Here is a 23,606-nt window from a genome sequence, read left to right on the forward strand (position 1 = left end):
GTCAGCGGGCGTACCGGAGCACCCAGAGCATGTCCTGCTCGGTCACCGGTTCGTCCGCGACGCACGCCATCAGCCAGTCCGTCAGCGCCTCCGGATCGATGCCCGCCCCGATCAGCACCAGCTGAGTCGGGGCGTCGTCGACTGGCGTGAACGAGACGTACGCGCCGACGGTGTGGAGCATGAACGTGCCGAGGGGGAACCGCACGAAACCCTTGGCGCGGAACAACCCCTCTGGCCTTGCGCTCAGGAAGTCCATGAACAGTTTGGGGTGCAACGGATCCGCGGACTCGAAGGACACGCTGTCGTACAGGGCGTGCGCGTGCGTGGAGTGGTCGTCCAGGTCGTCGAACGACAGCTGGCGCGGGCCCAGGTCCGGTGGCCGCACCTCGAACAGCAGCGCCGGGTCGATCCGGCCGAAGGACACCGGGAGCACCGGAGCGGAGCAGGGCAGCGCCGGCGGTGACGAGACCCGGTCGACCTTGTTCAGCACCACCAGGTCCGCCAGCGCGAGGTCGCGGGAGAGGTCCGGTACGGCGTCCAGTTCCACCGCGTCGACCACGTAGATCAGCCCGCCGTACGACACTCCCGGCGCCTGCAGCACCATCCGCACCATCGCCGCCGGCTCGGCCAGGCCGGACGCCTCGATCACGATGACGTCCAGGTCCGCCGAGGCCAGGCGGGTCAGCATGCCGTCCAGTTCGGTGCCGTCGACGGCGCAGCACAGGCAGCCGTTCGACAGCGACACCATCGAGTCGACCTGGGCCGAGACGGCGAACGCGTCGATGTTGATCTGGCCGAAGTCGTTCACCACGACGCCGATCCGCGTGCCGCCGGACGTGCGCAGCAGGTGGTTGAGCAGGGTGGTCTTGCCGGAACCGAGGAAGCCGGCGAGCACGACTACGGGGATCACGACGTTCCAGGCTAGCCGGTGAACTCCGCGTTCCTCTCCAGCACCTCGTCCACGGTGCCGTCGAACATCGGCGGGTAGATCACCAGCTCGTCCACGCCGAGGTCCTCGTACTCCCGCACCACCGCGGCCGACAGCGGGACCTGCGTGGACACGCTGATCCGGAAGCCGTCGGGGCGCTCGGGGAACCGGGCGAGGTGGCCCCTGACGTCGTCCGGCGTCCCGATGCCGAACCAGCCCTGCCCGCGCGTCACCGCCCGCCGGAACGCCGAGGGGCTGTGCCCGCCGACGACCACGCGCACGTTCGACGGACGCGGGTGGGCGTCGATGCCGGAGAACGACACGAACTTGCCCGCGAACGAGGGCGCCGGGGCGTGCCACAGCTGGTCCATCGCGTCCAGGTACTCGTCGGTCCGCGCGCCGCGATCGTCGAACGAGACACCGATCGCGGTCATCTCCTGCGGCACGTAGCCCGCGCCGACGCCGAGCGTGAACCGCCCGCCGCTGAGCAGGTCGAGCGACGCCACCTGTTTGGCGAGCACCAGCGGGTTGCGCTGCGGCAGGATCACGATCCCGGTGGCGAGCTCCAGCGTGGACGTGACTGCTGCCACATAACTCAGGTGGGCCAGTGGATCCACGATCACGGTGTCCGGTTCGGACGGTGACGGGTCGACACGCGGTGACGGCAGCACCACGTGGTCGGACGCCCACCAAGATCGATAGCCGAGCGATTCCGCCAGTCGGGCGAGCCGCCGCGTCTCGTCCGGCCCTGCCGTGTTACCGATGTTGAGCCCCTGCACCCCGATGTCCATGATCGAGCAAACCATCGATTTCCATCGATCATTCCCGAAAGTGCAACGGATCAGGCACTTCGCGCATCAGAATGACGAGAAGGGGGGCGATGATGACCGAGTTCCTGGCTGCCGCGCTGGCGTTTCCGACCGTGGTGTTCAGCTTCTTGTTGCTGATAGTGCTGGCTTACTGGCTCACGGTGGCGTTGGTGGGCCTGGACTTCGACGCCCCGGTGATGCCGATCTCCATCTCGATGTTCGTCGTGGTCACGTGGTTCGCCGCGCTGGTCGGCACGGTGCTCACGCCAGAAGGCTCGCTCCGGTACGCCGTCCTCGCCGGTTCGCTGCTCGTGGGCGCGCTCGTCACGAAAATCCTTCTCATCCCGGTCAAGAGTTGGACGAAACCGGAGAAACCGGCGTCCCGCAACGACTTCGTGGGCCGCACCGCGATCGTCAGGACGTCCAGGGTCACCGAGCGGTACGGGCAGGCCGAGGTGACCGCCGACGACGGCGGCACGGCGGTCGTGCAGGTGCGAGCGGCGCAGAGCACCGAACTGATCGCGGGCCAGACCGCGCTGATCTTCGACTACGACGCAGAGGGCGAGTTCTTCTGGGTCGTGGACATCACCACAGGGGGCTGACAATGGGTGCGATCTCCACAGGGCTGATCGTGATGATCGCCTTGATCGCCGTAGTGCTGATCTTGGCGTTGATCACGCTGAGCAGACTTTTCAAGAAGTGCGAGCAGGGCAAGGCGCTGATCGTCTCGAAGATGCGCAAGGTCGACGTGACCTTCACGGGAACCGTTGTGCTCCCTGTGCTGCACAGGTGCGAGACGATGGACATCTCGGTGAAGACCATCGAGATCCGCAGGGCCGGCAACGAGGGCCTGATCTGCAAGGACAACATCCGCGCGGACATCCGCATCACGTTCTTCGTGCGGGTCAACAAGACCGTCGAGGACGTCATCAAGGTCGCGCAGGCGATCGGCACCGAGCGCGCGAGCCACGAGCAGACGCTGCAGGAGCTGTTCAACGCCAAGTTCTCCGAGGCGCTCAAGACCGTCGGCAAGCAGCTCGACTTCGTCGACCTCTACACCCACCGCGACGAGTTCCGCGACCGGATCGTGCAGGTCATCGGCACCGACCTCAACGGCTACAGCCTCGAGGACGCGGCGATCGACTACCTGGAGCAGACGCCGCTCAAGCAGCTCGACCCGGCGAACATCCTGGACGCGCAGGGCATCCGCAAGATCACCGAGCTGACCGCGATCGAGCACGTCAAGACCAACGAGTTCACCCGCAACGAGGAGAAGGAGATCACGCGCCAGAACGTCAGCGCGCGTGAGGCGATCCTCGAGCTCGAACGGCGCCAGGCCGACGCGGAGATCAAGCAGAAGCGCGCGATCGAGACCGCCCGCGCGCAGCAGGAGGCGGAGACGCAGAAGGTGCAGGCCGAGGAACGCCTCAAGGCCAACACCGCGTTCATCCGCACCGAGGAGCAGCTCGGCATCCAGACCGAGAACAAGGCCCGCGAGATCGCCGTGGCCGAGAAGAACCGCGAGCGCGTGATCGCCGTCGAGACCGAGCGCATCGAGAAGGACCGCATGCTGGAGGTCATCGCCCGCGAACGCGAGACCTCGCTGCGCATGATCGAGAAGGACAAGGAGCTCGAGCACGAGCGCCGCGCGATCGCCGACCTGGTGCGCGAGCGGGTCGCCGTCGAGAAGACGGTGGCCGAGCAGGAGGAGAACATCAAGCGCCTGCGCGCGGTCGAGGAGGCCGAGCGCGACCGCCAGCAGATCATCATCCGCGCCGAGGCCGAGGCGCAGGAGTCGCTAGTCAAGGACATCAAGGCCGCCGAGGCCGCGGAGCAGTCCGCGCAGCACAAGGCCCGCGAGGAGGTCGTGCTCGCCGAGGCGCGCAACAAGGCCGCCGAGCTGGACACCCGCTCCAAGATCCGTCTCGCGGAGGGCACGCAGGCCGAGGCCGCCGCGAAGGGCCTGGCGGACGCGATGGTCAAGGAACGCGACGCCGCCGCGTCCGAGGCGTTCGGTCGCGCCGAGGCCGTGGTCGACCGCGAGAAGGCTCTCGCCGACGCCGAGGGCATCAAGGAACGCCTCAAGGGCGAGGCCGAAGGCCTGTCGCACAAGGCGGAGGCGATGGCCGCGCTCGACACCGCGACCCGCGAGCACGAGGAGTACCGGCTCCGGCTCGAGGCCGAGAAGGAGATCCGCCTCAGGGGGATCGACGTGCAGCGCGAGATCGCCGAGGCCCAGGCCATGGTCCTCGCGGCCGGCCTGGAGAAGGCCGACATCGACATCATCGGTGGCGACACGATGTTCTTCGACCGGATCGCGAGCTCGATCACCGCGGGCAAGCAGGTCGACGCCTTCGTCGGCGGCTCGGACGTCGTGCAGTCGCTGGGCTCCAAGTGGATGGACGGCTCGGCGAACTTCCCCGAGGACCTGACCAAGATCCTCAGCTCCTTCACCACGGGTGACGCGCAGAACATCGCCGCCGCCATCGCGCTCACCCAAATGGCCAAGAACAACGGCCAGAACGCATGACCGTTCTCGACGCCGGCACTTATGAGGTGCTGCGGGCCCGGCTGGCCGAGCAGGCGGCCGGGCTCGCAAGAGACACCGAGGCGCTGAACGCCCAGCGCGTCGAGACGTTCGGCAGCACGGCCCTCGAACTCGTCGCCACCGAGCGCATCCGCACCGAGAACAACTGCGTGCCGCGCGACATCGTCGCGCTCGGCGACGTGATGCTGTTCGGCTACAACGTGTTCATGGGTCTCAAGCCCGAGACCAAGGTCAACGACGTCTTCGCGGTGCACGGCAGGGACTTCGCCACGGTCGAGGCGGAGTTCCTGCAGGACCCGAGGTTCCGCAACGACTTCGCGGAGCTGTACCGGTACTACCGCGAAACGCGGCTGCTCCAGCTGCGCACGGTCGAGTCGCGGCTGCTCGCGGTGTTCCAGACCGGCGCGCAGATCGAGGACATCCGTGTACTGCGCTGGGACGTCAAGGTCGACGGCACGGTCACCTACGTCGACAACCGGGGCGACCGCGACCACGTCTTCCCGCCCTCGCACGACTTCACGTGGGTCGAGACGACCCGCGAGCAGCACGTGCTGGGCCGGCACCCGCACATCGCGATCGACGACGAGGTCTTCGTCGAGACGGTCGGCGGCACGCTGACCGTCAAGATCGAGAACAACACCGAGTCCGGCCAGGGCGTCTACGAGGAGCCCGTCGACGAACCGCTGCAGAGCCTCGCGGACGCCGACGTGCACTACGCCCGCGTCGGCCCGCTGATCCTGCTACGCGTCCTGCCGTACAAGGAAACGGCGTGGCGGCACCTCGTCTTCAACACCCGCACCAAGGTCGTGACCCGCCTCGACGGCATCGGCCAGGCCTGCCAGCGCCTGCCGGAGGACCAGGGGATCATCTTCCCCGGCGGCTACTACCTGGTCACGGGCGCGGACAAGACGTTCGACGTCGACACCGACGAGCTGGAGTTCGAGAGGGTCGTCCGGTCCGCCAACGGCGAGGACGTGCTGTTCGTCTTCCACGCCCGCCGCGAGGGCCGCAGCCTGCTGCTGCCCTACAACGTGATCCGCAAGGAAGTCGCCACCCCCATCACCTGCCACGGCTACTCGCTCTTCGCCGACGGCACGCTGGTGGTGTTCCGCGAGACCAGCTCAGAGGCCGTGCGCGTGCACCCGATGCAGGTGTGGCGCACGCCGTTCGTCGTCGACGAGGAACTGCCGGACCAGGCGGGACCGCTCGCCCGCATCGGCAACGCCGAACTCGTCCGCGGCATCTCGGACTGCCTGTCCATCACCAGGATGAGCGCCGAGATGACCCCGAGCGTGCCGGTGTTCGAGGGCCTGATCGCCCTGTGCACCAGGGTGATCGACAGCGTCCACTGGCTCGACGAGCTGGGACTCAAGCAGGACGTCCAGGCCGTGCGCGCCACGGCCGAGCAGGTGCTGGACGAGTTCGAGGCCGTCCGCACGCTCACCGAGCACGCCGCCGAGCAGCTCCACCAGGCCGCGGAGAAGCTGGCGAGCCTGATCAGGCTCGCCAGGTCGGCGGCACCGCGCAGCGCCGACGAGTGGGTGCGCCTGCTGGCCGACCTGCGGTCCGCGCAGGGCCGGCTGATCACCCTCAAGGACCTGAAGTACGTCGACGTCGAGGAGATCGACCGGCGCGAAGCCGAACTGGTCGAGGAACTCGGTGCGTCCGCGCGCAGGGCTGTCGCGTTCCTCAGCGGCGAGGGCGCGTTCTCCCAGTACCACGAGGAGATCGACCAGATCGCGGCCGCGGAGCTGCAGACCGCCGCCGAGGCGAAGCCGTTGCGCGAACGGCTCGCGCAGCAGCAGGCCGGGCTGGAGGTGCTGACCGAGGTCGTCAGCACCCTCGACGCCGCCGACACCACGACCCGCACGCAGATCCTCGCGAGCATCGGCGAGGTGCTGGCCGCGGTCAACCGCGCCCGCGCCACTGTGGACGGTCGCCGCGCCCAGCTCGCGAACGCCGAGGGCCGCGCCGAGTTCGCCGCGGAGTTCGCGCTGCTCGGCCAGGCCATCACCGGCGCGCTGTCGGTCGCGGACAGCCCGCAGCGGTGCGACGACCAGCTCGGCAGGTTGTTGCTGCAGCTCGAGAACCTGGAGTCGCGGTTCGGCGAGTTCGACGACTTCCTCGCCCAGGTCGGCGCCAAGCGCACGGACGTCTACGAGGCCTTCTCCGCCCGCAAGCAGACGCTGCTCGACGAACGCGCCCGCAGGGCCGACAGGCTCGTCCAGTCCGCGGAACGGGTGCTCGGCACGATCCGCCGCCGCGTCGGGAAGCTGACCTCGAACGACGAGATCAACACCTACTTCGCCGGCGACCCGATGGTCGCCAAGGTCCGCGCCGTCGCCGAGCAGCTCAGGGAACTCGGCGACGCCAGGGCCGACGAGCTCGACGCGAGTCTGCGCGATGCCCGGCAAGAGGGAGGCCGGGCACTGCGCGACCGGGCCGATCTGTACGACGGCGCGTCGATCGTGCTCGGCCGTCACCGCTTCCCGGTGACGACCGAGCCGATGAACCTCACCCTCGTGCCGCGCGACGGCAGGCTGTTCTACGCGGTCACCGGCACCGACTACCGCAGCGAGGTCACCGACCCCGCTTTCGAGGCCACCAGGCCGTTCTGGGACCAGTTGCTCGTCTCGGAGACCCAGCACGTCTACCGCTCCGAGCACCTCGCGGGGAGTCTCCTCGCCGAGGGCCGCACCGACGTCGCGAACGCCGCCGCGGAACGCTACGACGAGGGCTACGAGAAGGGCGTCCACGACCACGACGCAGAGAAGATCCTCGCCGTCCTGCAACGACTTCACGCCGGTGCCGGGCTGCTCAGGTATCCGCCGCGGAACCGGGCCGAGGCACAGGTCTTCTGGTCCGGGCAGCCCGAGGACCGACGCGCGGTGTGGACGCGCAAGGCCGAGTCGCTGGCCCGCGCTCGTACGATCTTCGGTGGCACGCACGGGATTCCGGAGCTGTGCGAGCAGTTCGGGCTCGAGGACCTCACCGCCGAGTACCTGTTCGAGGAACTCGCCTGCGAGCCCAGGGGGTTCGTCACCAGCAAGGCCGCCCGCGCGGTGATCGACAGGTTCCGCGGTGTGGTCACCGAGGAACTGCACGACCGCGACCTGATCGAGGCGTGGCTCAGCGCGTTCCTGAAGGACGAGGACTGCCCGGAGTTCCCCGAGGTCGTCGCGATCCTGCTCACCGACCTGCCGCGCTACGACTCCAGCGCGGCGCTGACCGAGACCGTCACGGGCCTGCTCGGCACGCACCCCCGTGTGCGGCAGCAGTCGATGGAACTGCGCCTCGACGAGACCCTGACCAGGCTCAGGTCCTTCACCGCCGAACAGGTACCGGCGTTCCGCGCCTACCAACGCCGGCGTGACGAACTGCTGGCCGCGGAACGCCGCAGGCTCAGGCTGGACGACTACCAGCCGGGCGTGCTGAACACGTTCGTGCGCAACAGGTTGCTGAACGAGGTCTACCTGCCCTTGATCGGCGACAACCTCAGCAAACAGCTGGGCGACGGCACCGGCCTGCTGATGGTGATCTCCCCGCCCGGCTACGGCAAGACGACGCTGATGGAGTACGTCGCGAACCGCCTGGGCATGGTGTTCGTCAAGGTCAACGGCCCGGCACTCGGCACCGGCGTCACCTCGCTCGACCCGGAGGAGGCACCGAACGCCACCGCGCGCCAGGAAGTGGAGCGGATCAACTTCGCGTTCGCCCTGGGCAGCAACGTCCTGCTGCACCTCGACGACATCCAGCACACCTCACCGGAGCTGCTGCAGAAGTTCATCTCGCTGTGCGACGCCCAGCGCCGCGTCGAGGGTGTCTGGGACGGCGAGCCGCGCACGTTCGACCTGCGGGGCAAGCGCTTCGCGGTGTCGATGGCCGGCAACCCGTACACCGAGACCGGTCGTGCGTTCCGGGTGCCCGACATGCTCGCGAACCGCGCGGACGTGTGGAACCTGGGCGACGTGCTGTCCGGCCGCGACGCGCTGTTCGCGTTGAGCTACCTGGAGAACGCGTCCGGCTCGAACCCGACACTGGGCGGTGTCGACGTGGAACCGTTGGTGCGCCTCGCGAACGGCGAGAGCGTCCGGCACGAGTACGAGACCGTCGAGCTCGAACGGATGCTGTCCGTCGTGCGGAAGCTGCAACGGATCCAGCAGGTCGTGCTCAAGGTCAACCAGGCGTACATCGCGTCTGCGGCCGAGGAGTCCGAGCGGCCGTTCCTGTTGCAGGGCAGCTATCGCAACATGAACAGGATGGCCGCGCGCATCGTGCCGGCGATGAACGACGACGAGGTCGAGGCGTTGATCGACGACCACTACCTCGGTGAGGCCCAGCTGCTCGGCGCGCTGGCGGAAGCGAACCTCGCGAAACTCAGGGAGCTCAAGGCCTAATTGTCGTCGTCACAGCTCAGCTCGAACCGGTCGAAGTGGTCGAACCGGCCACCCTCCGGCCCGCGCAGGTCGATCGGTTCGAGCTGGTGCTCCTCCAGGAAGTCGCAGAACTCCCTGGCGTCGAGCGGCCACTTCAGGCAGTGCTTGAAGTCGTCGCCGAAGAGCTCCGAGTCGCACCGCAGCAGGTCGTGCAGGTTGGGCCGGGGTTTGCCCGGTGGCGGTGGAGGCGGCGGTCTTCGCCCCGGATGTGGAGGCGGTGGCCGGTCGGCGGCACCGGGCGGGGGCGGTGGGGGTGGTGGCGGCGGAGGCGGAGGTTGCGGCCGCTGGACCCCGACGGCGGAGACGGTGGTGGTGGCGGTCGCGGTGACGACCTCGGGTGGCAGGGGCGGCGGTGCGACCAGGCGGATGTCGACGGGCTTGTCCGGGGGTGCCGCGAACAGAGCCGCGATCAGGGCAGCGCCCATCACCGCGACCGCAGCTGCGAAGTAGCCGCGGCGTCTGACACCAGTCATCGCTTCCGCTCCCCAGGTTCCGCCTGCCCGGTAGCCGCCGTCCCCGTGGAATCGTTGCGCCCGCTAACGGTGTTACAGCTCAGCCCGTCTTGTCCGGCCCGGCGGAGCTCAGCGAGATCCGCAGGATGACGCGCTGCTCGCGCTTCATCGAGGCCCGGTAGTCGTTCCAGTCGGAGTGCTCGCCGGAGATCGTCCGGTAGTACTGGACCAGCAGGTCCATGGCCTCGGGCAACGGCACGACCGTCGCGGTTCCGTTGAGCTGGATCCAGCGGCCGAAGAAGCTGTCCGGCAGCACGCACAGCGAGACGTGCGGATCGCGTTCGACCTGCTTCGTCTTGTACGCGGTGGCGCGCGTGGAGACGAGCACGTCGCCGTTGTCGTCGAGCGCGACGAGCACCGGCGACATGGCCGGCGTGCCGTCGGACTTCAGTGCGCAGAACACCGCGCGGTGCTGACTGCGGAGCACTTCCCGTGCCTGGTCCAGGTCCATGGTCTTCATCCTGGCGAGGCGGGACGATGTCCGCATGCCCGACCCGAATTCCGTGAGCTGGCAGTTGCACGACGACCCGACGATGTGGATCGCCGGGATCGCGAGCCTCTACCTGCAGGCACTGCACCCCAGGGCGGTCGCGGGTGTAGTGCAGAACTCGAACTTCCAGGCCGATCCGCTCGGCAGGCTCAAGCGCACGGCGGACTTCGTCGACCTGGGCGTCTACGGCACCGACGCGGAGATCGCCACCGCTGCGGCACGGGTGCGGGCCACGCACCGGAACCTGCGCGGCGTCGTCGACGGCCGGACGTTCCGCGTGGACGAGCCCGAGCTGCTGCTCTGGGTTCATTGCTCGGAGGTTTCCTGCTTCGAAACAGTGCTCGACCGCGCGGGGTACGGGCTGTCCGGCAGGCAGAAGGACCTCTACTACGCCGAGCAGCGATTCGCAGCCGCTTTGGTCGGATTGCACCCGGATGAAGTACCGGGATCCAGGCGCGAAATGGCCGAATACTTCGACCGGATGCGTCCCGTTCTGCGCCGAACGACCGATTCCGATGTGATCTACGACTTCTTGCACGGCCCTCCGGTGCAAGGGTGGCTCCGCCACGGCTTGCCCGTGTACCGGGTTCTCGTGGGCCACCTGGCCTATTCGGTACTACCCGACTGGGCGCTCGAACTGCACGGCCGCGAGCCGTACGCGCATGCCGACCGCTGGCTGCGATTGATGCGCCGAGCTGCGCTTATGGTCCCCGGCAAGATCAGGAGACTCGCTCCGCCCGGCCATCTGAAGCGGGCGATCGAACGTCACGGCAGGCATGTGACACCCAGCAAAGCGAGGCTTCCGTAGTTGTCATACATCACAGTCGATCATCGCCGCAGGTCCGTAGCATTGCGCACGAATCCACAACACCCCCGGAAGGCCTGTCGTGATCCGTCGTGCCGCGCTCCTGACTGCCGTAGCGGTGTTCGCCACCGCCTGTGGGAGCGGTGACACCACCACAGTCATCGGACGTGCCGACTCCGGGAAGCTGACCATCGGCATCCGTTACGACCAGCCCGGCATGAGCCAGCGCCGGCTCGACGGCCGGTACGTCGGCTTCGACGTGGACGTCGCCAAGTACGTGGCGAACGAGCTCGGGGTGGAGGAAGGTGGCATCACCTTCAAGGAAGCCCGTGGCGCCGCCCGCGAGTCGATGCTCGAGAACGGCGAGGCCGACCTGATCATCGCCTCGTACTCGATCACCGACGCCCGCAAGGAGAAGGTCGCCTTCGCCGGCCCGTACTTCGAGACGGGCCAGGGCATGCTGGTGCGCTACACCGAGGATGCCGTCCAGGGCCCCGAGACCCTGAACGGCCGCAAGCTGTGCTCCGTCAAGGGTTCCACCTCCGCGCAGAAGGTGAAGTCGGACTACTCGAAGAACGTGCAGCTCGTCGAGTACGGCCAGTACTCCGACTGCGTGATCGCTCTCATGGCGGGCAACGTCGACGCCGTCTCGACCGACGAGGTCATCCTCGCCGGGTTCGCCGCGGAGAACCCCGAGCTGCTCAAGCTCGTCGGCAAGACGTTCTCCAAGGAGCGCTACGGCATCGGCGTCCCGAAGGGTGACGCCGAGTCGCGCGACGCCGTGAACGAGGCCATCGAGAAGATGATTTCGAGCGGGGAGTGGAAGCGGGCCCTCGAACGCAACGTCGGTCCGTCGGGTTACGAGATCCCGCAGCCACCCCAGATCACCGAGAAGAGCTAGCCGATGGCGGCGGACTTGGCGGTCCAGGCCGCCCAGTCCAGCGTCCACTGCCAGTAGTCGTTGTGGGCAGGCCCGTTCGGGTCGGCCAGCCCGAGTTGCACCGTGGAACCCACGACCTCGACCGGGTCACCGACCATCGTCAGGTCGAAGAAGATCCTGGCGTTGGGACCGGACAGGTTCGCGCACCCGTGCGACACGTTCTCCTTGCCCTGACTGGGAATCGTGTCGTTGTTCTCGTGCACGAACTCGCCGTTCTGCGAGATCAGCACCGCCCACGTGACCGGGACGTCGTAGTTGTACACGGTGCTCTTCATCCGGCGTGAGGCTTCCTTCTGCTGCACCACGTGGATGCCGGACCGGGTCACCCTGCCCGGGTCGCTCTCCTTGCCGTACGACGCCGGGAGGTCGTGCAGCAGCACGCCGTCCCGGTAGATCTCGAACCGCTTGGTCTGCGTGTTCGCCTTGGCCACCAGCGCCCGGTCCGCGATCTTGAACTGCGCGTGCACGTCGTTCTTGCCGAAGGCACCCCCGCCGAACGGCACCCCGTAGACGTTCGCGTCGAGCGCGACCTCGGTGTTCGGCTTCCAGTACTCCTTCGGCCGCCAATGCGCCTCGGTGTCGGACAGCCACGCCCACGCCCCCTCGGTCGGCACGGACGTCTTGACCGTCATCGCCTTCTGCACGGAAGCCTTGTCCTGCACGGGCGCGCTGAAGGTCACCTTCAACGGCATCGCGACGCCGTAGGTCTGGTTGTCGTCGACGTTGAGCTTCGCGCTGGTGAGCCGCTGCGGCTTGATGGTGCGGAACGACCCGGTGACAGGGACGTCGGTGCCGTCCTCGCCCTTGGCCGAGCCGGACCAGGTGTAGGCCTTGTCGTAGCCCAGGTCCTCGGTCGCGACCCAGCGGCCGGCGGAGAGTTCCCCCTTCACCACCTTGCCGTCGGCACCCGTGAGCACGACGGAGGTCAGCGCGCCACCGGTCATTCCGACCTCGAATGGTCCGGCAGGGCTGATCCCCTCGCCCGATGCCGGCGTCACCGTCAGTACTGCCTTCGCCTTCTGCTCCGCAGCCGGTGCAGTGGCCTGTGAACCGGCCCCAGGCGCACCGTCGGGTGCGGCACTGCAGGCGGTCAATCCCAGTAGTAGAGCCAAAACCAGTGGCCGGATCACGTGTCTCCCCAAGATCCCCTCGTCCAACGAACATGAGGACGCGCGGCGGTGGAACACGTTGCTCGCGAATTGCGATCACCCACCCGGACCAGCGGCTTTCCTCCCTTTGAGGCACCTGACCGGCCGGTAATGACCTGTAGTGCTATGACCAATCACACGTTAGGCTGACCCGCGCAGGCCGTGGTTTCTGTGTTCGTGCTTCACACGCTCGCGGAACGACACGCGGGCGTGCGGTGCGCTCTCAGCGAGTTTGCCTAACGCCCCCGGGACGGCCGGGGTTGCACGGTGCAGCCCCAAGCTTTCCTGCGATGGAGGCAGGTACATGGCACAGGGCACTGTCAAGTGGTTCAACTCCGAAAAGGGCTTTGGTTTCATCGCCCAGGACAACGGCGGCGCTGACGTCTTCGTCCACTACTCGGAGATCCAGGGTCAGGGTTTCCGCACCCTGGAGGAGAACCAGCGAGTGGAGTTCGAGGTCGGCCAGGGCACCAAGGGTCCGCAGGCCCAGAACGTCCGCGCGGTCTGAGGTTTGTAACACGCCGCAATTGAAGTCGTACGTGAGAAGGACCCTCGACCGGGCTCGGTCGAGGGTCCTTCTTCGTTGTTCGCTGGGTCTAGTGGCCGCGCTGCCGCGCTTCCCACTCCAGGCGCTGCATGACCCACTCCGTGGCGAGAGCCTGCGGGGAGGTCTGACGTTCGGCGGCGAGTTCCTTCAGTTGCTCGTTCGCCATGAGTTGCAGCCTCAGCTGGTACACCTGCGCGCTGCCGAAGCCCGAGGCGGTGGTCTCGTTGTCCGCGTCCGGGGCCAGGGCGGCCAGGTAGGAGGTCAGCTCTTCGTCGTGCGACGTCTCCGGTTGCTGCGGTTCGTCCGCGGGGCGGTGACGGCCGGACTTGGAGCGTCCGAGGGATCCAATGGGCACCGGGACACGATAACGGCTCGGTCACGGAAGCCAAACCCCTGTGAGCCGGGTCACCCCAAGGTGTAAATGGCTCTACTCAGAGTGGATCTCCGGTGAGCACCGGGGCAGGGCGTCCGCGGAGCTGCGGAGGCCCCCGCGCCAGGGGGAGGAACGCGGGGGCCGGAGGGGATCTCCACAGGCGCTGACCGGGGGTGTGTCAGCTTTTGGATTGTTGCACGCGCACGCGCTCGTTGGGGAGTGTTCACCACGAGATTCTTATGCCGCCGATGAGCGGAAACCCCGTAGTCGCAAGCTGTTGGTAACAACGAACACGCTGCTGAAGGCCATCGCGGCGCCCGCGATCATGGGGTTCAGCAGACCGAGGGCCGCGAGTGGAAGTCCAGCGACGTTGTAGGCGAACGCCCAGAAGAGGTTCCCCTTGATCGTGCCCAACGTCTTGCGGGACAACCGAATCGCGTCGGCCGCCACCCGCAGGTCACCGCGCACCAGCGTCAGGTCGCTCGCCTCGATCGCGACGTCGGTGCCGGTTCCCATGGCCAGCCCCAGATCCGCGGCCGCGAGGGCCGGCGCGTCGTTCACGCCGTCGCCGACCATGGCCACAACTCGGCCCTGTGCCTGGAGATTCCGGACCGCTTCGACTTTGCCGGACGGCAGGACGTCGGCGATGACCTCGTCGATGCCCACCTCGGCGGCGACCTCCGCGGCCACGGAGGCGTTGTCGCCGGTCAGCAACACCGGCCGCAAACCGAGTGCCTTCAGTTCCCGAATCGCTTGTGCGGACGTGGGTTTCACGACGTCCGACACGACGATGAGCCCGACAACCTTGTCATCAAAGGAAACCGCGACAACAGTCCGAGTTGTGTGGGCAACTGCGGCCTCAGTCAGTTCCCGCGGAAGAACGACGTTCCGCACGCGGCCCACGACCACGCGCCGGCCTTCGACCGTTCCGCTGACGCCCACGCCGTCCGTGGAGGCGAAATCGGACACCGGCGGGAACTCGCCGGCCTCGCGGACGATCGCCGCGCCGATCGGGTGTTCGGACGCGTTCTCGACGGCCGCCGCGCACCGCAGCACCTCGTCGGGGTCCACGCCCGCCGCGGGGATCACGTCGACCAGCGTCAGGCGGCCGGTCGTGACGGTGCCGGTCTTGTCCAGCACGACGGTGTCCACCCGCCGCGTCGACTCCAGCACCTCGGGGCCCTTCACCAGGATGCCGAGCTGTGCGCCGCGACCGGTGCCCACGAGCAACGCCGTGGGCGTCGCGAGGCCCAGGGCGCAGGGGCACGCGATCACGAGGACCGCCACCGCCGTCGTCACCGCGAACTCCAGCGGCCGCCCGGCGAGCAGCCACGCGCCGAACGACGCCAGCGCGATCAGCACGACGACCGGGACGAAGACGGCGGACACCCGGTCCGCCAGCCGCTGCACGCCGGCCTTGCCGGCCTGGGCCTGCTCGACCAGCCTGGCCATCCGCGCGAGCTGTGTGTCCGCGCCGACCGAAGTGGCCTCCACGACGAGCCTGCCGCCCGCGTTCACGGTGCCGCCGACGACCGGATCGCCCTCGCTGACCTCGACCGGCACCGATTCGCCGGTGACCATCGAGCGGTCCACGGCCGAACTGCCGTCGACCACTAGACCATCGGTGGCGATGCGCTCACCCGGACGGACCACGAAGCGTTCGCCGACCCGGAGCTGACCGACCGGCACGCGGGTCTCGGCGCCGTCGCGCAGCACCGCCACGTCCTTGGCGCCGAGCGCGAGCAACGACCGCAGGGCCGCACCCGCGCTGCGCTTCGAACGGGCCTCCAGCCAGCGTCCGAGCAGCAGGAACACGGTCACGCCGACCGCGACCTCGAGGTAGATGTCGCCGGAGGTGGTGGGACGGGGCAGCAGGCTGAACTCGTGCCGCATGCCGATGACGCCGGCCTCGCCGAACACCAGCGCGTAGAGCGACCAGAGGTACGAGACCGTGACGCCCATCGACACAAGGGTGTCCATGGTGCTGGCGCCATGCCGTGCGTTCACGAAAGCCGCACGGTGGAACGGCCAGCCGCACACCCACACGACCACGCTCGCCAGCGCCAGCGACACCCACTGCCAGGTCGGGAACTGCCACGCCGGGACCATCGAGAACGCGATCACCGGCACGCCGAGCACCGCGGCCAGGGTGACCCTCAGCCGCAGTTCACCAGCCTCGTCCACGTCGGGAGCCTCGGGTTGCGGCTCCTCCGCGTCGTAGCCCGCCGCGCGCACGGTCGACACGAGGTCGTCCACGCGCAGGTTGTCCGGGAACTGAACGCTGGCCTTCTCGGTCGCGTAGTTCACGGTGGCGGACACGCCGTCGAGCTTGTTCAGCTTGCGTTCGATGCGGTTCGCACAGGAAGCGCACGTCATGCCGCTGATGCTGAGCTCGACGTGACGAGGCTCGGTCGTGGTCATGCGACCTGGTACCCGGCCTCGGTGACGGCGGCGACGACCTCGGCGCGGTCGAGCTCGCGGTCGCTGGTCACGGTGACCGCACCGGTCTCCAGGACGACGTCGACACCCGTGACGCCCGAGACCTCGGTCAGCTCCTCGGTGACGGAGCTGACGCAGTGGCCGCAGGTCATGCCGGTGACGGTGTAGGTGGCGCTGACGGACATCGGAGCCCTTTCTCTCTTCGGAGCTCCGAGTCTATACCCCCCTGGGGTAAAGGCTCTACTGAGGACTGTCGGGTTTGGGCTGGTCCAGGTTCTGGATGTCGCTCTCGATCTTGTTGACCAGGTCGTCGAGGCCCTCGAGCATCTTGTCTAGCTCGGCCATCCGCGAACCGAACGCGGACTCGATGTCGGCGTCGATGGTGTTCAGGTCGATGCCGCTGAGCGCCTTGAAGATCGCCTCCTGGTCGGCCGCGGAAGGTGTCTGGGACGCGTTTTGGCCCTCTGCTTCGGGGGAAGGCTCCGGCGTGGGGTCGGTCATCTGTCCATCATCCACTGGCCAGTTCTCCACCGGGCACGGACGGCACCAGTACGGAAAGTAACGCTGGGTGCCGATGGAATCACTCTGCGGGGGGCTGCGGCCGTTGTCCCAGGTCGCTTAGCCTCGCGCCAACCTCAAGTCGGGGAGGGTGCTCATGAGCGGGTCACTGGAAGTGCGGAAGTTCCTGTTCACACAGGACGACAGCGTGTCGCGGCAGGGCGGGCCGAACGTGCCGGCCCAGCGCAACGGAGAACCCTCGCGGATCTCCGACGAACAGGTCCACCGGGCCAGGCTCGCGGTCGCCAGGGGAGCCCTGGGCGCCGAGGACTGCCGGATGCTGCTGGACATGCTGGGCCTGTCACCGGGCGAGGACGGCGGGCTGCCCCACGCGCAGCGGTGAACGTCGTGCGGACGCGAAAGCGGCCCTGACTCCAGGCGCGCACCCCCCGGAGCGCGTCTGCAGAACAGGGCCGCATCCCGAAACATACCCACGGGTCTCTTTAGCGGCAACGGCTAACCTTCGACCATGCCCCAGCAGGACCGGGCGTACGCGACCCGTGAGGCGATCCTCCACGCCGCGGCGGAGGAGTTCGACCGGCTCGGTTACGAGCGCACGTCGCTGACCGCCGTGCTCGCGCGTGCCGGACTGACCAAGGGCGCGTTCTACTTCCACTTCCCCTCGAAGGAAGCGGTCGCCGACGCCCTGATCGAGCGGCAGGGCGAACTGTGGGCGCAGGTGAGGGAGTCGTGGCGGCTGCGCGGCGTCGACCCGCTGAGCGCCCTGCACGGCATGTTCGCCGAGTCCGCCGACCGGATGGCGGCCGACGTGGTGCTGCGCGCCGGTGTGCGGCTCAACGCCGATCGCGAGGTCGGCTATCCGGGCGTCCCGAACACGCACCTCATATGGGAGAAGCTCGTCGCCGGGTACGTGGTCGAGGCGGCCGGGCGCGGGGACCTGCGCGTCGGCGTCGATCCGGAGGCCGTCGCCAGGACGCTGTGCAGCGCGGCTCTCGGTGCGCGGTTGATCTCTTCGGCCACGACGGCGTGCACGGACTTCCCCGAGCGGATCCGCGAGATCCTGGGGCACGTGCTGCCCAGTGTCGCGGCCTCCGGGTGGGAGTTGTCTGGATCACAAACTGCTTCTGAACCGGCGTGACGGGCCCGAACGGCCCTGAGCAGGCATTTGTTGATCTGGGCGATCTGGCCCAGAAGGTGGTTTCAGCAGGTCAGCGCATAAGTGGCACCCCCGTTTTGGAGGTGCGCGGACCTATGGCATATGCTTACGATGCTTCCAGAGACCAGCTAGTCCCCATCATCTAGCGGCCTAGGATCCCGCCCTTTCAAGGCGGTCGCGCGGGTTCGAATCCCGTTGGGGGCACGCAGTAAAGTACGGTACGGTAAGACAGCACGAAGCAAGGCCCAGTGGCGCAGTTGGTTAGCGCGTCGCCCTGTCACGGCGAAGGTCGCGGGTTCGAGTCCCGTCTGGGTCGCTTTTCTGTAGTTGATTGCTACAGCTCATGGCCAGGTAGCTCAGTTGGTACGAGCGACCGCCTGAAAAGCGGTAGGTCGGCGGTTCGACCCCGCCCCTGGCCATACCTTCTTCGAAAGAAGCCCCGCAGAGTTTCTGCGGGGCTTCTTTCGTCATGCGCTGAAGCTGATTCGGGCGATCGCCTGGTCGTCGTGCGTTTTGAAGCGGGGCCAGCGCTGGTGCTCCGAATCACCGCGTTCGGCTTCGCGGATTCGGTCGAGCACGTCGCCGAGTGGCAAATGCGCCAGGTCCTCCCACGCGAAAAGTCCGTACTCGGACACTCCGCAGGAGACGCCGTCCGTGAGAGCGATCACACTCTCGGTCTCGTCGCGGCGCCACGTCGCCGTCAGGGCCTGGTGCCCCGCGACGGGATCGGCCTCCGCGACCCAGTAACCGCCCGGCTCGTTCTTCCACCGGAGGATGTCCGGATCGGGCCGGAGATCCTCGAGCCTCGTGTCCTCCAGCACTCGGGTGGACTGTCCGAACGCGACGACCGGGGTGTCGCACAGCACGAGCGCGTCGATCGTGTCGTCGTTCCAGCGGATGATCGACGCGGTCGCGGAGGGCGAGTCGCCGCGGACGAGGTCGTGTTCCGCCACGAGGTTCGTGATGGCTCGGGCGAGCAGGTCCGTCAGCGGATCGGTGTCGTTGAGCAGCCGGGCCAGTTCGTCGGCGAGTTTCGAGGCGTACCAACCGCCATTGCGCTCCGGTGGTCTGGTTCGCGAGGTCACGCCGTCGAGCACGAGGACGGCGTTCGGCAGCACCCGGATCCGATCTTCGGTGACTCGGCCCGGAGCCCCCTGCTCGGCGGTCTCGATCTTCACGCCCTCACGGTACGTGTCAACTTCGGTTGACGAATGCCGGTTGTCAACGTACGTTGACATCATGACAGAAGCGACGGATCTCGCCACAGCGGCCGGGGACCGCGACCCGAAGGTCGGGTTGCGGGCCGTCACCGCGCTGCGGCGACTGCTCGAACACTTGGAAGCCGCCCAGGTCCGCAGTGCGCGGGCACAGGGCTGGTCGTGGCAGGACATCGCGGCGGAACTCGGGGTGTCCCGCCAGGCGGTCCACAAGAAGCACGGGGGTCGATGATGATCGCGGAACGGTTCACCAAGGAAGCCCGTGAGGCGGTCAAGGCCGCGGTGCGGGAGGCGGAACAGGTCCACGCCGCCGAGGTCGGCGTGGAGCACCTGCTGCTGGCGTTGCTCGACGCGCCGGCGTTGGCCGGGTTCGACCTGCCGCGCGACGAGCTGGAGACGGCGTTCCAGGACTACCGGCGCAAGGGCGGGCTGACCAAGGCCGACTCGGAAGCGTTGCGGGGCTTGGGGATCGACGTCGACGCGGTGATCGAGTCGGCGGAGCAGTCACTGGGAACCGGGGTGCTGCGGCCAGGTCCACGCCGGCGGTGGTTCGGCATGCCGCTGGAAAAGGACTTCAAGAAGGCGTTGGAGAACTCGTTGCGCGAGTCGCGCGACCTCGGCCACAACTACCTGGGTGTGGAACACATCCTGCTGGCGTTGTTGCAGGGCAAGGGAATCGCGGCCGAGGTGCTGACCGAGCGAGGAGTCACGTACGAGGAGCTTCGCAAGCGGGCCGCGAGCGCTCGCGCCAGGTGAGTGCGGGCAGGAACAGCTGTGCGAGCGGGCCGATGCCGAGCGCGTAGAGGACCGTGCCGATGCCGACCGTGCCGCCGAGCAGCCAGCCGGTGCCGAGCACGATCAGTTCGAGCACGGTCCGCGTGAGCCGCAGGGAGATGCCCGTGCGGCGGCAGAACCCGGTGACGAGGCCGTCGCGCGGGCCCGGTCCGAGCCGGGAACCGACGTACGCGGCGAACGCGACGGCGTTCAGGACGATGCCCAGCGTCAGGAACACGATCCTGGGCAGGAGTCCTTCGGGGGCGGGCAGGAGCCAGAGCGTCACGTCGACGCTGACGGCGATGACCACGACGTTCGCGATCGTGCCGATGCCCGGCTTCTGCCTGAGCGGGATCCACGCCAGCAGCACGAGCACGCCGGTGATCGCGGTGATCAGGCCGAAGCTCAGACCGGTGATCTTCGTGAGGCCCTCGTGCAGCACGTCCCACGGGTTCAGGCCGAGGGTCGCGCGGATCTGCATCGCCATGCTCGCGCCGTAGAGCCACAGACCTGCGAGGAGCTGTGGGAGGCGCCGGGCGGGTGAGATCCGGACGGAGACCTGGTGGAGTGCGGTCATGGAGGCCATGTGGCCATGTTGCGCTGCGATTGGCCTGGTAATCCATAGCCAATTCGGGATAATTGGCCTCATGCTCCCGCCAGGTGGACGTATTTCCGGTACCCGGCTCGCCCGACTGCTGGGTGAGTGGCGTCGTAGCGGTGCCCGGCAGGGGTCCACCGACCTCGCCGCGGCGCTGAAACTGCTGGTCGCGGACGGACGGCTGCCCGTGGGGACCCGGCTGCCGTCCGAACGCGAGCTCACCGACGCGCTGCCAGTGAGCCGTACCACCATCACATCCGCCCTGGACCAGCTGCGCACCGAGGGGGTCGTGGAGTCGCGGCGCGGTGCCGGGTCGTGGATCAACGGTCCCGTCGGTGCAGGCGGCGGCATCACGGGCGGCGACGACACGTTGATCGACCTGACCCGGTGTGCGCCGCCGGCGCACCCCGGACTGCGGCAGGCCATGGTCGCCGCGATGGACCAGATGCCCGAGCACCTCGGGTCGCACGGCTACCACGAGCGCGGACTGCCCGCGTTGCGCCAGGTGATCGCCGATCGGTACACCGCGAGAGGACTGCCGACCTCCGCGGACCAGATCGTGGTCACGTCAGGGGCTCAGCACGCGTGGGCGCTGACGCTGCGGCTGTTCGCCGGGCCCGGCGACCGGGTCCTGGTCGAGCAGCCGACCTATCCCAACGCGCTGGAGGCGGTGCGGGCGGCGTCGGCGATCCCGGTGCCGGTGCCGATGACGGACGACGGCTGGGACGTCGACGCCTACGAGGCGGCGTTGCGGCAGGTCGGGCCCCGGTTGGCCTACCTCATCCCCGACTTCCAGAACCCGACCGGACTGCTTCTCCCCTCCGCGGGACGGGAGAAGCTCGTCGCCGTGCTGCGCAAGGCGCACACGCCGCTCGTCGTCGACGAGACGCTGGTCGAGCTGTCGCTGACCGACGAGCCGATGCCGTTGCCGATGGCGGCGTTCGGCGGGGACCTGGTGGTGACGCTGGGGTCCGCGAGCAAGTCGCACTGGGGCGGGTTGCGCGTCGGGTGGATCCGGGCGTCGGCGGAGATCGTGCACCGCCTGACGTCCACGCGGGCGGCGATCGACCTGGGCACGCCGGTGTTCGAGCAGCTGGTGCTGACCGACCTGCTGCGGGATCCGGAACCGGTCCTGCGGCAACGGCGCCTGGAGTTCGCCGCGCAGCGGGACGTCGCGGTGCAGGCACTGGCGGAGCATTGTCCACAGTGGAACTTCAAGGTCCCGGCCGGCGGTCTCGGCCTGTGGTGCACGCTCGACGCGCCGGTCAGCACCAGGATCGCCGTGATGGCGCAGAACCACGGCCTGCGGATCGTGCCCGGACCCAGGTGGGCCGTGCACGGAGGGTGCGAGCAGATGCTCCGAGTGCCGTACACGCAGTCACCCGAAGTGCTGCGAGAAGCGATAGGCCGTTTGGGTGTGATAGCTGCTTCTGTTGCAGGTACAGGCTTTCCGGCGGATGCCGAGCTGTCGACGCCGGTCGCGTGAAACACGTCGGCCCGGTCTCCCGCAGCGGGGGAGACCGGGCCGACGAACTTGCAAACGAGAGGCCTGCGGAGGGGAACGTCCCAGGGATTGGCGTTCCCCGTCCGCAGGTTTCCCGTGTGGTCCGAGACTGCGGGGGCAGCGCGGCACTCGGACCAGACCCGACCTGCCAGGGCGCGGTTGGCAGGTCAGGAAGACTGGGGGTTCCTTGCGTACAACGGGAAATGACAGAAGGAGTTACTGGCGCGACGGCACGAGACGGTCACAAATCGCGCAGAGGGCAGACTGGTCCTGCCGGACTCAGTCGGGTGACGTGCTGGGCAGGCCCGGAATGCTGCCGGGCTCAGTGCCGTCGCGACGCTCCTCGACCGACCACGTGGCGGGCGGGAAGAGCGAGTTGTGCGACGTCAGAACGGCGAGCACGCCGCGCGTGCCGCCGGAGTTGTCGGTGTGGCCGGACGACGTGGAGACCGTCGTGACCACGGCGGGGGCCTGCTGCGGTGCGGGCAGCGGGGCGTCCGGGCCGGGAGCGGACCAGTTGTAGTCGTTCGCCGGCGCGGGTTCGGTCTTCACGGGAGCGGGCACCGGAAGGTCGGGCAGGAGCTGCACGGCCTGCTTCGCCACCGAGATCGGTGCGGGTGGCGGAGGAGGCGGCGGCGGGAGTTCGGCCGCGAGCCTCGCGGCGATCTTGGCGGCGCGGACCTTGGCCTTGGCCTCGATGACCGCGGGCGGCGCCTGGTTCGAGATGGTGCCCGACCGCGAGTTGCTGCTCGAACCGCCGGTGAAGTCGAGGACCGGGCCCTCGTCGGGCTCTTCCTGCGGCTCTTCTTCCGGCTCCGTCAGGACCGGCGGCAGGACCGGCGGTGGGACGAACTTCTCCGGCTGGTGCTTCTCGGCCAACGACGCGGTGAAGGCTTCCGCCCACCCGGCCGGGTCCTCGAGCAACTGTGGGGCTTCGGCAGCGGTCTCGGTGGTGATCTCGACGGCGGGGGGTTCCTCGGGGCTGGCGGACGCAGTGGTGCCGCTCAGCAGCCAACCGGCGGCGGTGAGCCCGCCGAGGGCAGCAGTCCGCAGCAGCAATGCACCAACTCCACCACCTGCCACAGGATCACCACCCGTCCACCGTTTCGGGTCACCTTCAACGCACAGCGCCGTCGGAGGTCGACGTAGAGCTATGTCTAGCACCGGTGAGTGACTTTGCGAACCACCTCGGCGTGAAACACCCGGAAGGGCGGTCTCGTGCGGCTGTCCGTGTTGCCCTGATCAGGCATGAACACCGTCTGTGTCGTCATCGGATCGAGTGACATCGCGCGTCGGTCCCGTGTGGACCGTGTCGCGGCGGGGGATGGTGTCCGATGTGGACGCGCCCAAGCAGGTCAACAGCCTCTCTGAGCTGGTCGATCACGCCTCCGCCGCACTCGGTCCGGTGGTCGTGCACGATCCGGCGGGTCCAAATGAGTGCTTGCTCCGTTCGGGGGAACTGGTCGTCCTGCCAGTGGACGCACCCACTGTGCGCAAGCGCTTGCGGGGCGTCTACTCGCACGAGGAGATCGCTTCGGGCGCCATCCGCGTGCACTTGAAAGCCTCCGAACGAGCGCGCGTCGCCGAGATCGCCGCCGAGGTGGGTGCCACTCCGAACCACGTCCACCTCGCCTGCCCGATCATGATCGGTACCTCCCGGCCGGTGATCGGCGAGCGCCTCCCGGATCTGCTGGGCGAGGGCACGGTCGCGTTGCTCGACACCCCTCTCGACGCCCCGCACGGCGCGTTGGTCGCCGGGGTTCTCCGCCACCACGGCGCCTCGGTGCGTCCGTTCCCCGTCCTGGGCGCCTCGGGCTTCGGTGACGACCTCACCCTCGCCGCCGCGTTGCGCGCCACCCGCGA

The 23,606-nt window shown here is 68.3% G+C and carries 23 protein-coding genes and 3 tRNA genes; 14 read left to right on the forward strand and 12 right to left on the reverse strand.

Going from position 1 to position 23,606, the window contains the following annotated elements:
* Position 1: 1 nt before the first annotated feature.
* Together DFR72_RS18230 and DFR72_RS18235 are read right to left on the reverse strand one after the other, a co-directional pair.
* Positions 2 to 910, reverse strand: coding sequence for a CobW family GTP-binding protein (locus tag DFR72_RS18230; RefSeq protein WP_090066044.1), 909 nt, complete (start codon positions 908 to 910; stop codon positions 2 to 4).
* Between the two features lie 11 nt (positions 911 to 921).
* Complete coding sequence (locus DFR72_RS18235) at positions 922 to 1,719, reverse strand: LLM class F420-dependent oxidoreductase (RefSeq protein ID WP_090066043.1); 798 nt, start codon at positions 1,717 to 1,719, stop codon at positions 922 to 924.
* 92 nt (positions 1,720 to 1,811) lie between these two features.
* Here DFR72_RS18235 and DFR72_RS18240 point away from each other — a divergent pair, with 92 nt between their 5' ends.
* From DFR72_RS18240 to DFR72_RS18250, 3 genes are read left to right on the forward strand one after another with little or no spacing between them, the layout of a single operon-like run.
* Positions 1,812 to 2,339, forward strand: coding sequence for a hypothetical protein (locus DFR72_RS18240; protein WP_090066328.1), 528 nt, complete (start codon positions 1,812 to 1,814; stop codon positions 2,337 to 2,339).
* A gap of 2 nt (positions 2,340 to 2,341) precedes the next feature.
* Positions 2,342 to 4,267, forward strand: a complete 1,926-nt coding sequence (locus tag DFR72_RS18245; RefSeq protein ID WP_245983116.1) for a flotillin family protein — start codon at positions 2,342 to 2,344, stop codon at positions 4,265 to 4,267.
* The gene (locus tag DFR72_RS18250; protein ID WP_090066042.1) at positions 4,264 to 8,682 is read left to right on the forward strand and encodes a DNA repair ATPase; all 4,419 of its coding nucleotides are present in this window, start codon (positions 4,264 to 4,266) and stop codon (positions 8,680 to 8,682) included. Before DFR72_RS18245 ends, DFR72_RS18250 begins: the two co-directional genes overlap by 4 nt.
* On the opposite strand, the gene DFR72_RS45605 is transcribed toward DFR72_RS18250, so the two are convergent.
* Both DFR72_RS45605 and DFR72_RS18260 read right to left on the reverse strand, forming a co-directional pair.
* Positions 8,679 to 9,194 (reverse strand): hypothetical protein, encoded by a 516-nt coding sequence (locus tag DFR72_RS45605; RefSeq protein ID WP_170176309.1) that lies wholly within the window; start codon positions 9,192 to 9,194, stop codon positions 8,679 to 8,681. The two genes, DFR72_RS18250 and DFR72_RS45605, sit on opposite strands and share 4 nt — an antisense overlap.
* Positions 9,195 to 9,273: 79 nt before the next feature.
* Entirely contained in the window at positions 9,274 to 9,684 is a 411-nt protein-coding gene (locus tag DFR72_RS18260; protein ID WP_090066041.1) for a PPOX class F420-dependent oxidoreductase, read from the reverse strand.
* Positions 9,685 to 9,718: 34 nt separating this feature from the next.
* Between DFR72_RS18260 and DFR72_RS18265 the strand changes: the two genes are divergently transcribed.
* Together DFR72_RS18265 and DFR72_RS18270 are read left to right on the forward strand one after the other, a co-directional pair.
* Positions 9,719 to 10,531: an oxygenase MpaB family protein gene (locus tag DFR72_RS18265; RefSeq protein WP_090066327.1), complete on the forward strand. Its 813-nt coding sequence runs from the start codon at positions 9,719 to 9,721 to the stop codon at positions 10,529 to 10,531.
* An 82-nt stretch (positions 10,532 to 10,613) separates the two neighbouring features.
* Complete coding sequence (locus DFR72_RS18270; protein WP_090066326.1) at positions 10,614 to 11,429, forward strand: glutamate ABC transporter substrate-binding protein; 816 nt, start codon at positions 10,614 to 10,616, stop codon at positions 11,427 to 11,429.
* Here the strand turns inward: DFR72_RS18270 and DFR72_RS18275 are convergent.
* The gene (locus tag DFR72_RS18275) at positions 11,426 to 12,466 is read right to left on the reverse strand and encodes a L,D-transpeptidase (RefSeq protein WP_245983118.1); all 1,041 of its coding nucleotides are present in this window, start codon (positions 12,464 to 12,466) and stop codon (positions 11,426 to 11,428) included. The genes DFR72_RS18270 and DFR72_RS18275 overlap by 4 nt on opposite strands.
* Positions 12,467 to 12,920: 454 nt before the next feature.
* On the opposite strand from DFR72_RS18275, the gene DFR72_RS18280 reads away from it, so the two are divergent.
* The gene (locus tag DFR72_RS18280; protein WP_030477903.1) at positions 12,921 to 13,124 is read left to right on the forward strand and encodes a cold-shock protein; all 204 of its coding nucleotides are present in this window, start codon (positions 12,921 to 12,923) and stop codon (positions 13,122 to 13,124) included.
* Between the two features lie 88 nt (positions 13,125 to 13,212).
* On the opposite strand, the gene DFR72_RS18285 is transcribed toward DFR72_RS18280, so the two are convergent.
* The 4 genes from DFR72_RS18285 to DFR72_RS18300 form a co-directional block, all read right to left on the reverse strand.
* The gene (locus tag DFR72_RS18285; RefSeq protein WP_030477904.1) at positions 13,213 to 13,518 is read right to left on the reverse strand and encodes a hypothetical protein; all 306 of its coding nucleotides are present in this window, start codon (positions 13,516 to 13,518) and stop codon (positions 13,213 to 13,215) included.
* Positions 13,519 to 13,773: 255 nt separating this feature from the next.
* Positions 13,774 to 15,957 carry a heavy metal translocating P-type ATPase gene (locus tag DFR72_RS18290; protein ID WP_090066040.1) on the reverse strand — a complete coding sequence of 728 codons (2,184 nt, stop codon included), beginning with the start codon at positions 15,955 to 15,957 and terminating at the stop codon, positions 13,774 to 13,776.
* Positions 15,954 to 16,160: a heavy-metal-associated domain-containing protein gene (locus tag DFR72_RS18295; protein ID WP_030477906.1), complete on the reverse strand. Its 207-nt coding sequence runs from the start codon at positions 16,158 to 16,160 to the stop codon at positions 15,954 to 15,956. The genes DFR72_RS18290 and DFR72_RS18295 overlap by 4 nt, the downstream gene beginning before the upstream one ends.
* 55 nt (positions 16,161 to 16,215) lie before the next feature.
* A complete protein-coding gene (locus DFR72_RS18300; RefSeq protein ID WP_090066039.1) occupies positions 16,216 to 16,476 on the reverse strand; it encodes a hypothetical protein in 261 nt (86 codons plus the stop codon).
* A gap of 154 nt (positions 16,477 to 16,630) precedes the next feature.
* Between DFR72_RS18300 and DFR72_RS18305 the strand changes: the two genes are divergently transcribed.
* The 5 genes from DFR72_RS18305 to DFR72_RS18325 all read left to right on the forward strand — a co-directional run bounded on the left by DFR72_RS18305 (position 16,631) and on the right by DFR72_RS18325 (position 18,069).
* A complete protein-coding gene (locus DFR72_RS18305) occupies positions 16,631 to 16,876 on the forward strand; it encodes a hypothetical protein (protein WP_090066038.1) in 246 nt (81 codons plus the stop codon).
* Between the two features lie 126 nt (positions 16,877 to 17,002).
* The gene (locus DFR72_RS18310; RefSeq protein ID WP_090066037.1) at positions 17,003 to 17,632 is read left to right on the forward strand and encodes a ScbR family autoregulator-binding transcription factor; all 630 of its coding nucleotides are present in this window, start codon (positions 17,003 to 17,005) and stop codon (positions 17,630 to 17,632) included.
* A gap of 149 nt (positions 17,633 to 17,781) precedes the next feature.
* Positions 17,782 to 17,854: transfer RNA gene (locus DFR72_RS18315), tRNA-Glu, on the forward strand.
* A gap of 38 nt (positions 17,855 to 17,892) precedes the next feature.
* Positions 17,893 to 17,966, forward strand: a tRNA-Asp gene (locus tag DFR72_RS18320).
* Positions 17,967 to 17,995: 29 nt separating this feature from the next.
* Positions 17,996 to 18,069 (forward strand) — tRNA-Phe (locus DFR72_RS18325).
* A 48-nt stretch (positions 18,070 to 18,117) separates the two neighbouring features.
* On the opposite strand, the gene DFR72_RS18330 is transcribed toward DFR72_RS18325, so the two are convergent.
* Entirely contained in the window at positions 18,118 to 18,828 is a 711-nt protein-coding gene (locus DFR72_RS18330) for a hypothetical protein (protein ID WP_090066036.1), read from the reverse strand.
* A gap of 61 nt (positions 18,829 to 18,889) precedes the next feature.
* Between DFR72_RS18330 and DFR72_RS18335 the strand changes: the two genes are divergently transcribed.
* On the forward strand, positions 18,890 to 19,099 hold the full coding sequence (locus DFR72_RS18335) for a helix-turn-helix domain-containing protein (protein WP_086665473.1): 210 nt from the start codon (positions 18,890 to 18,892) through the stop codon (positions 19,097 to 19,099).
* A complete protein-coding gene (locus tag DFR72_RS47525) occupies positions 19,096 to 19,623 on the forward strand; it encodes a Clp protease N-terminal domain-containing protein (protein ID WP_281273388.1) in 528 nt (175 codons plus the stop codon). The genes DFR72_RS18335 and DFR72_RS47525 overlap by 4 nt, the downstream gene beginning before the upstream one ends.
* Here DFR72_RS47525 and yczE read toward each other — a convergent pair.
* Complete coding sequence (gene yczE, locus DFR72_RS18345) at positions 19,574 to 20,227, reverse strand: membrane protein YczE (RefSeq protein WP_090066034.1); 654 nt, start codon at positions 20,225 to 20,227, stop codon at positions 19,574 to 19,576. The two genes, DFR72_RS47525 and yczE, sit on opposite strands and share 50 nt — an antisense overlap.
* Positions 20,228 to 20,288: 61 nt before the next feature.
* On the opposite strand from yczE, the gene yczR reads away from it, so the two are divergent.
* Positions 20,289 to 21,725, forward strand: coding sequence for a MocR-like transcription factor YczR (yczR, locus tag DFR72_RS18350; RefSeq protein ID WP_090066033.1), 1,437 nt, complete (start codon positions 20,289 to 20,291; stop codon positions 21,723 to 21,725).
* Positions 21,726 to 22,022: 297 nt separating this feature from the next.
* Here yczR and DFR72_RS18355 read toward each other — a convergent pair whose 3' ends face one another.
* Complete coding sequence (locus tag DFR72_RS18355; RefSeq protein WP_090066032.1) at positions 22,023 to 22,802, reverse strand: hypothetical protein; 780 nt, start codon at positions 22,800 to 22,802, stop codon at positions 22,023 to 22,025.
* Positions 22,803 to 23,606: the final 804 nt, after the last annotated feature.

This window comes from Lentzea flaviverrucosa, from assembly GCF_003350445.1.
In the GTDB taxonomy this organism is placed as follows: Bacteria; Actinomycetota; Actinomycetes; order Mycobacteriales; family Pseudonocardiaceae; genus Lentzea; species Lentzea californiensis.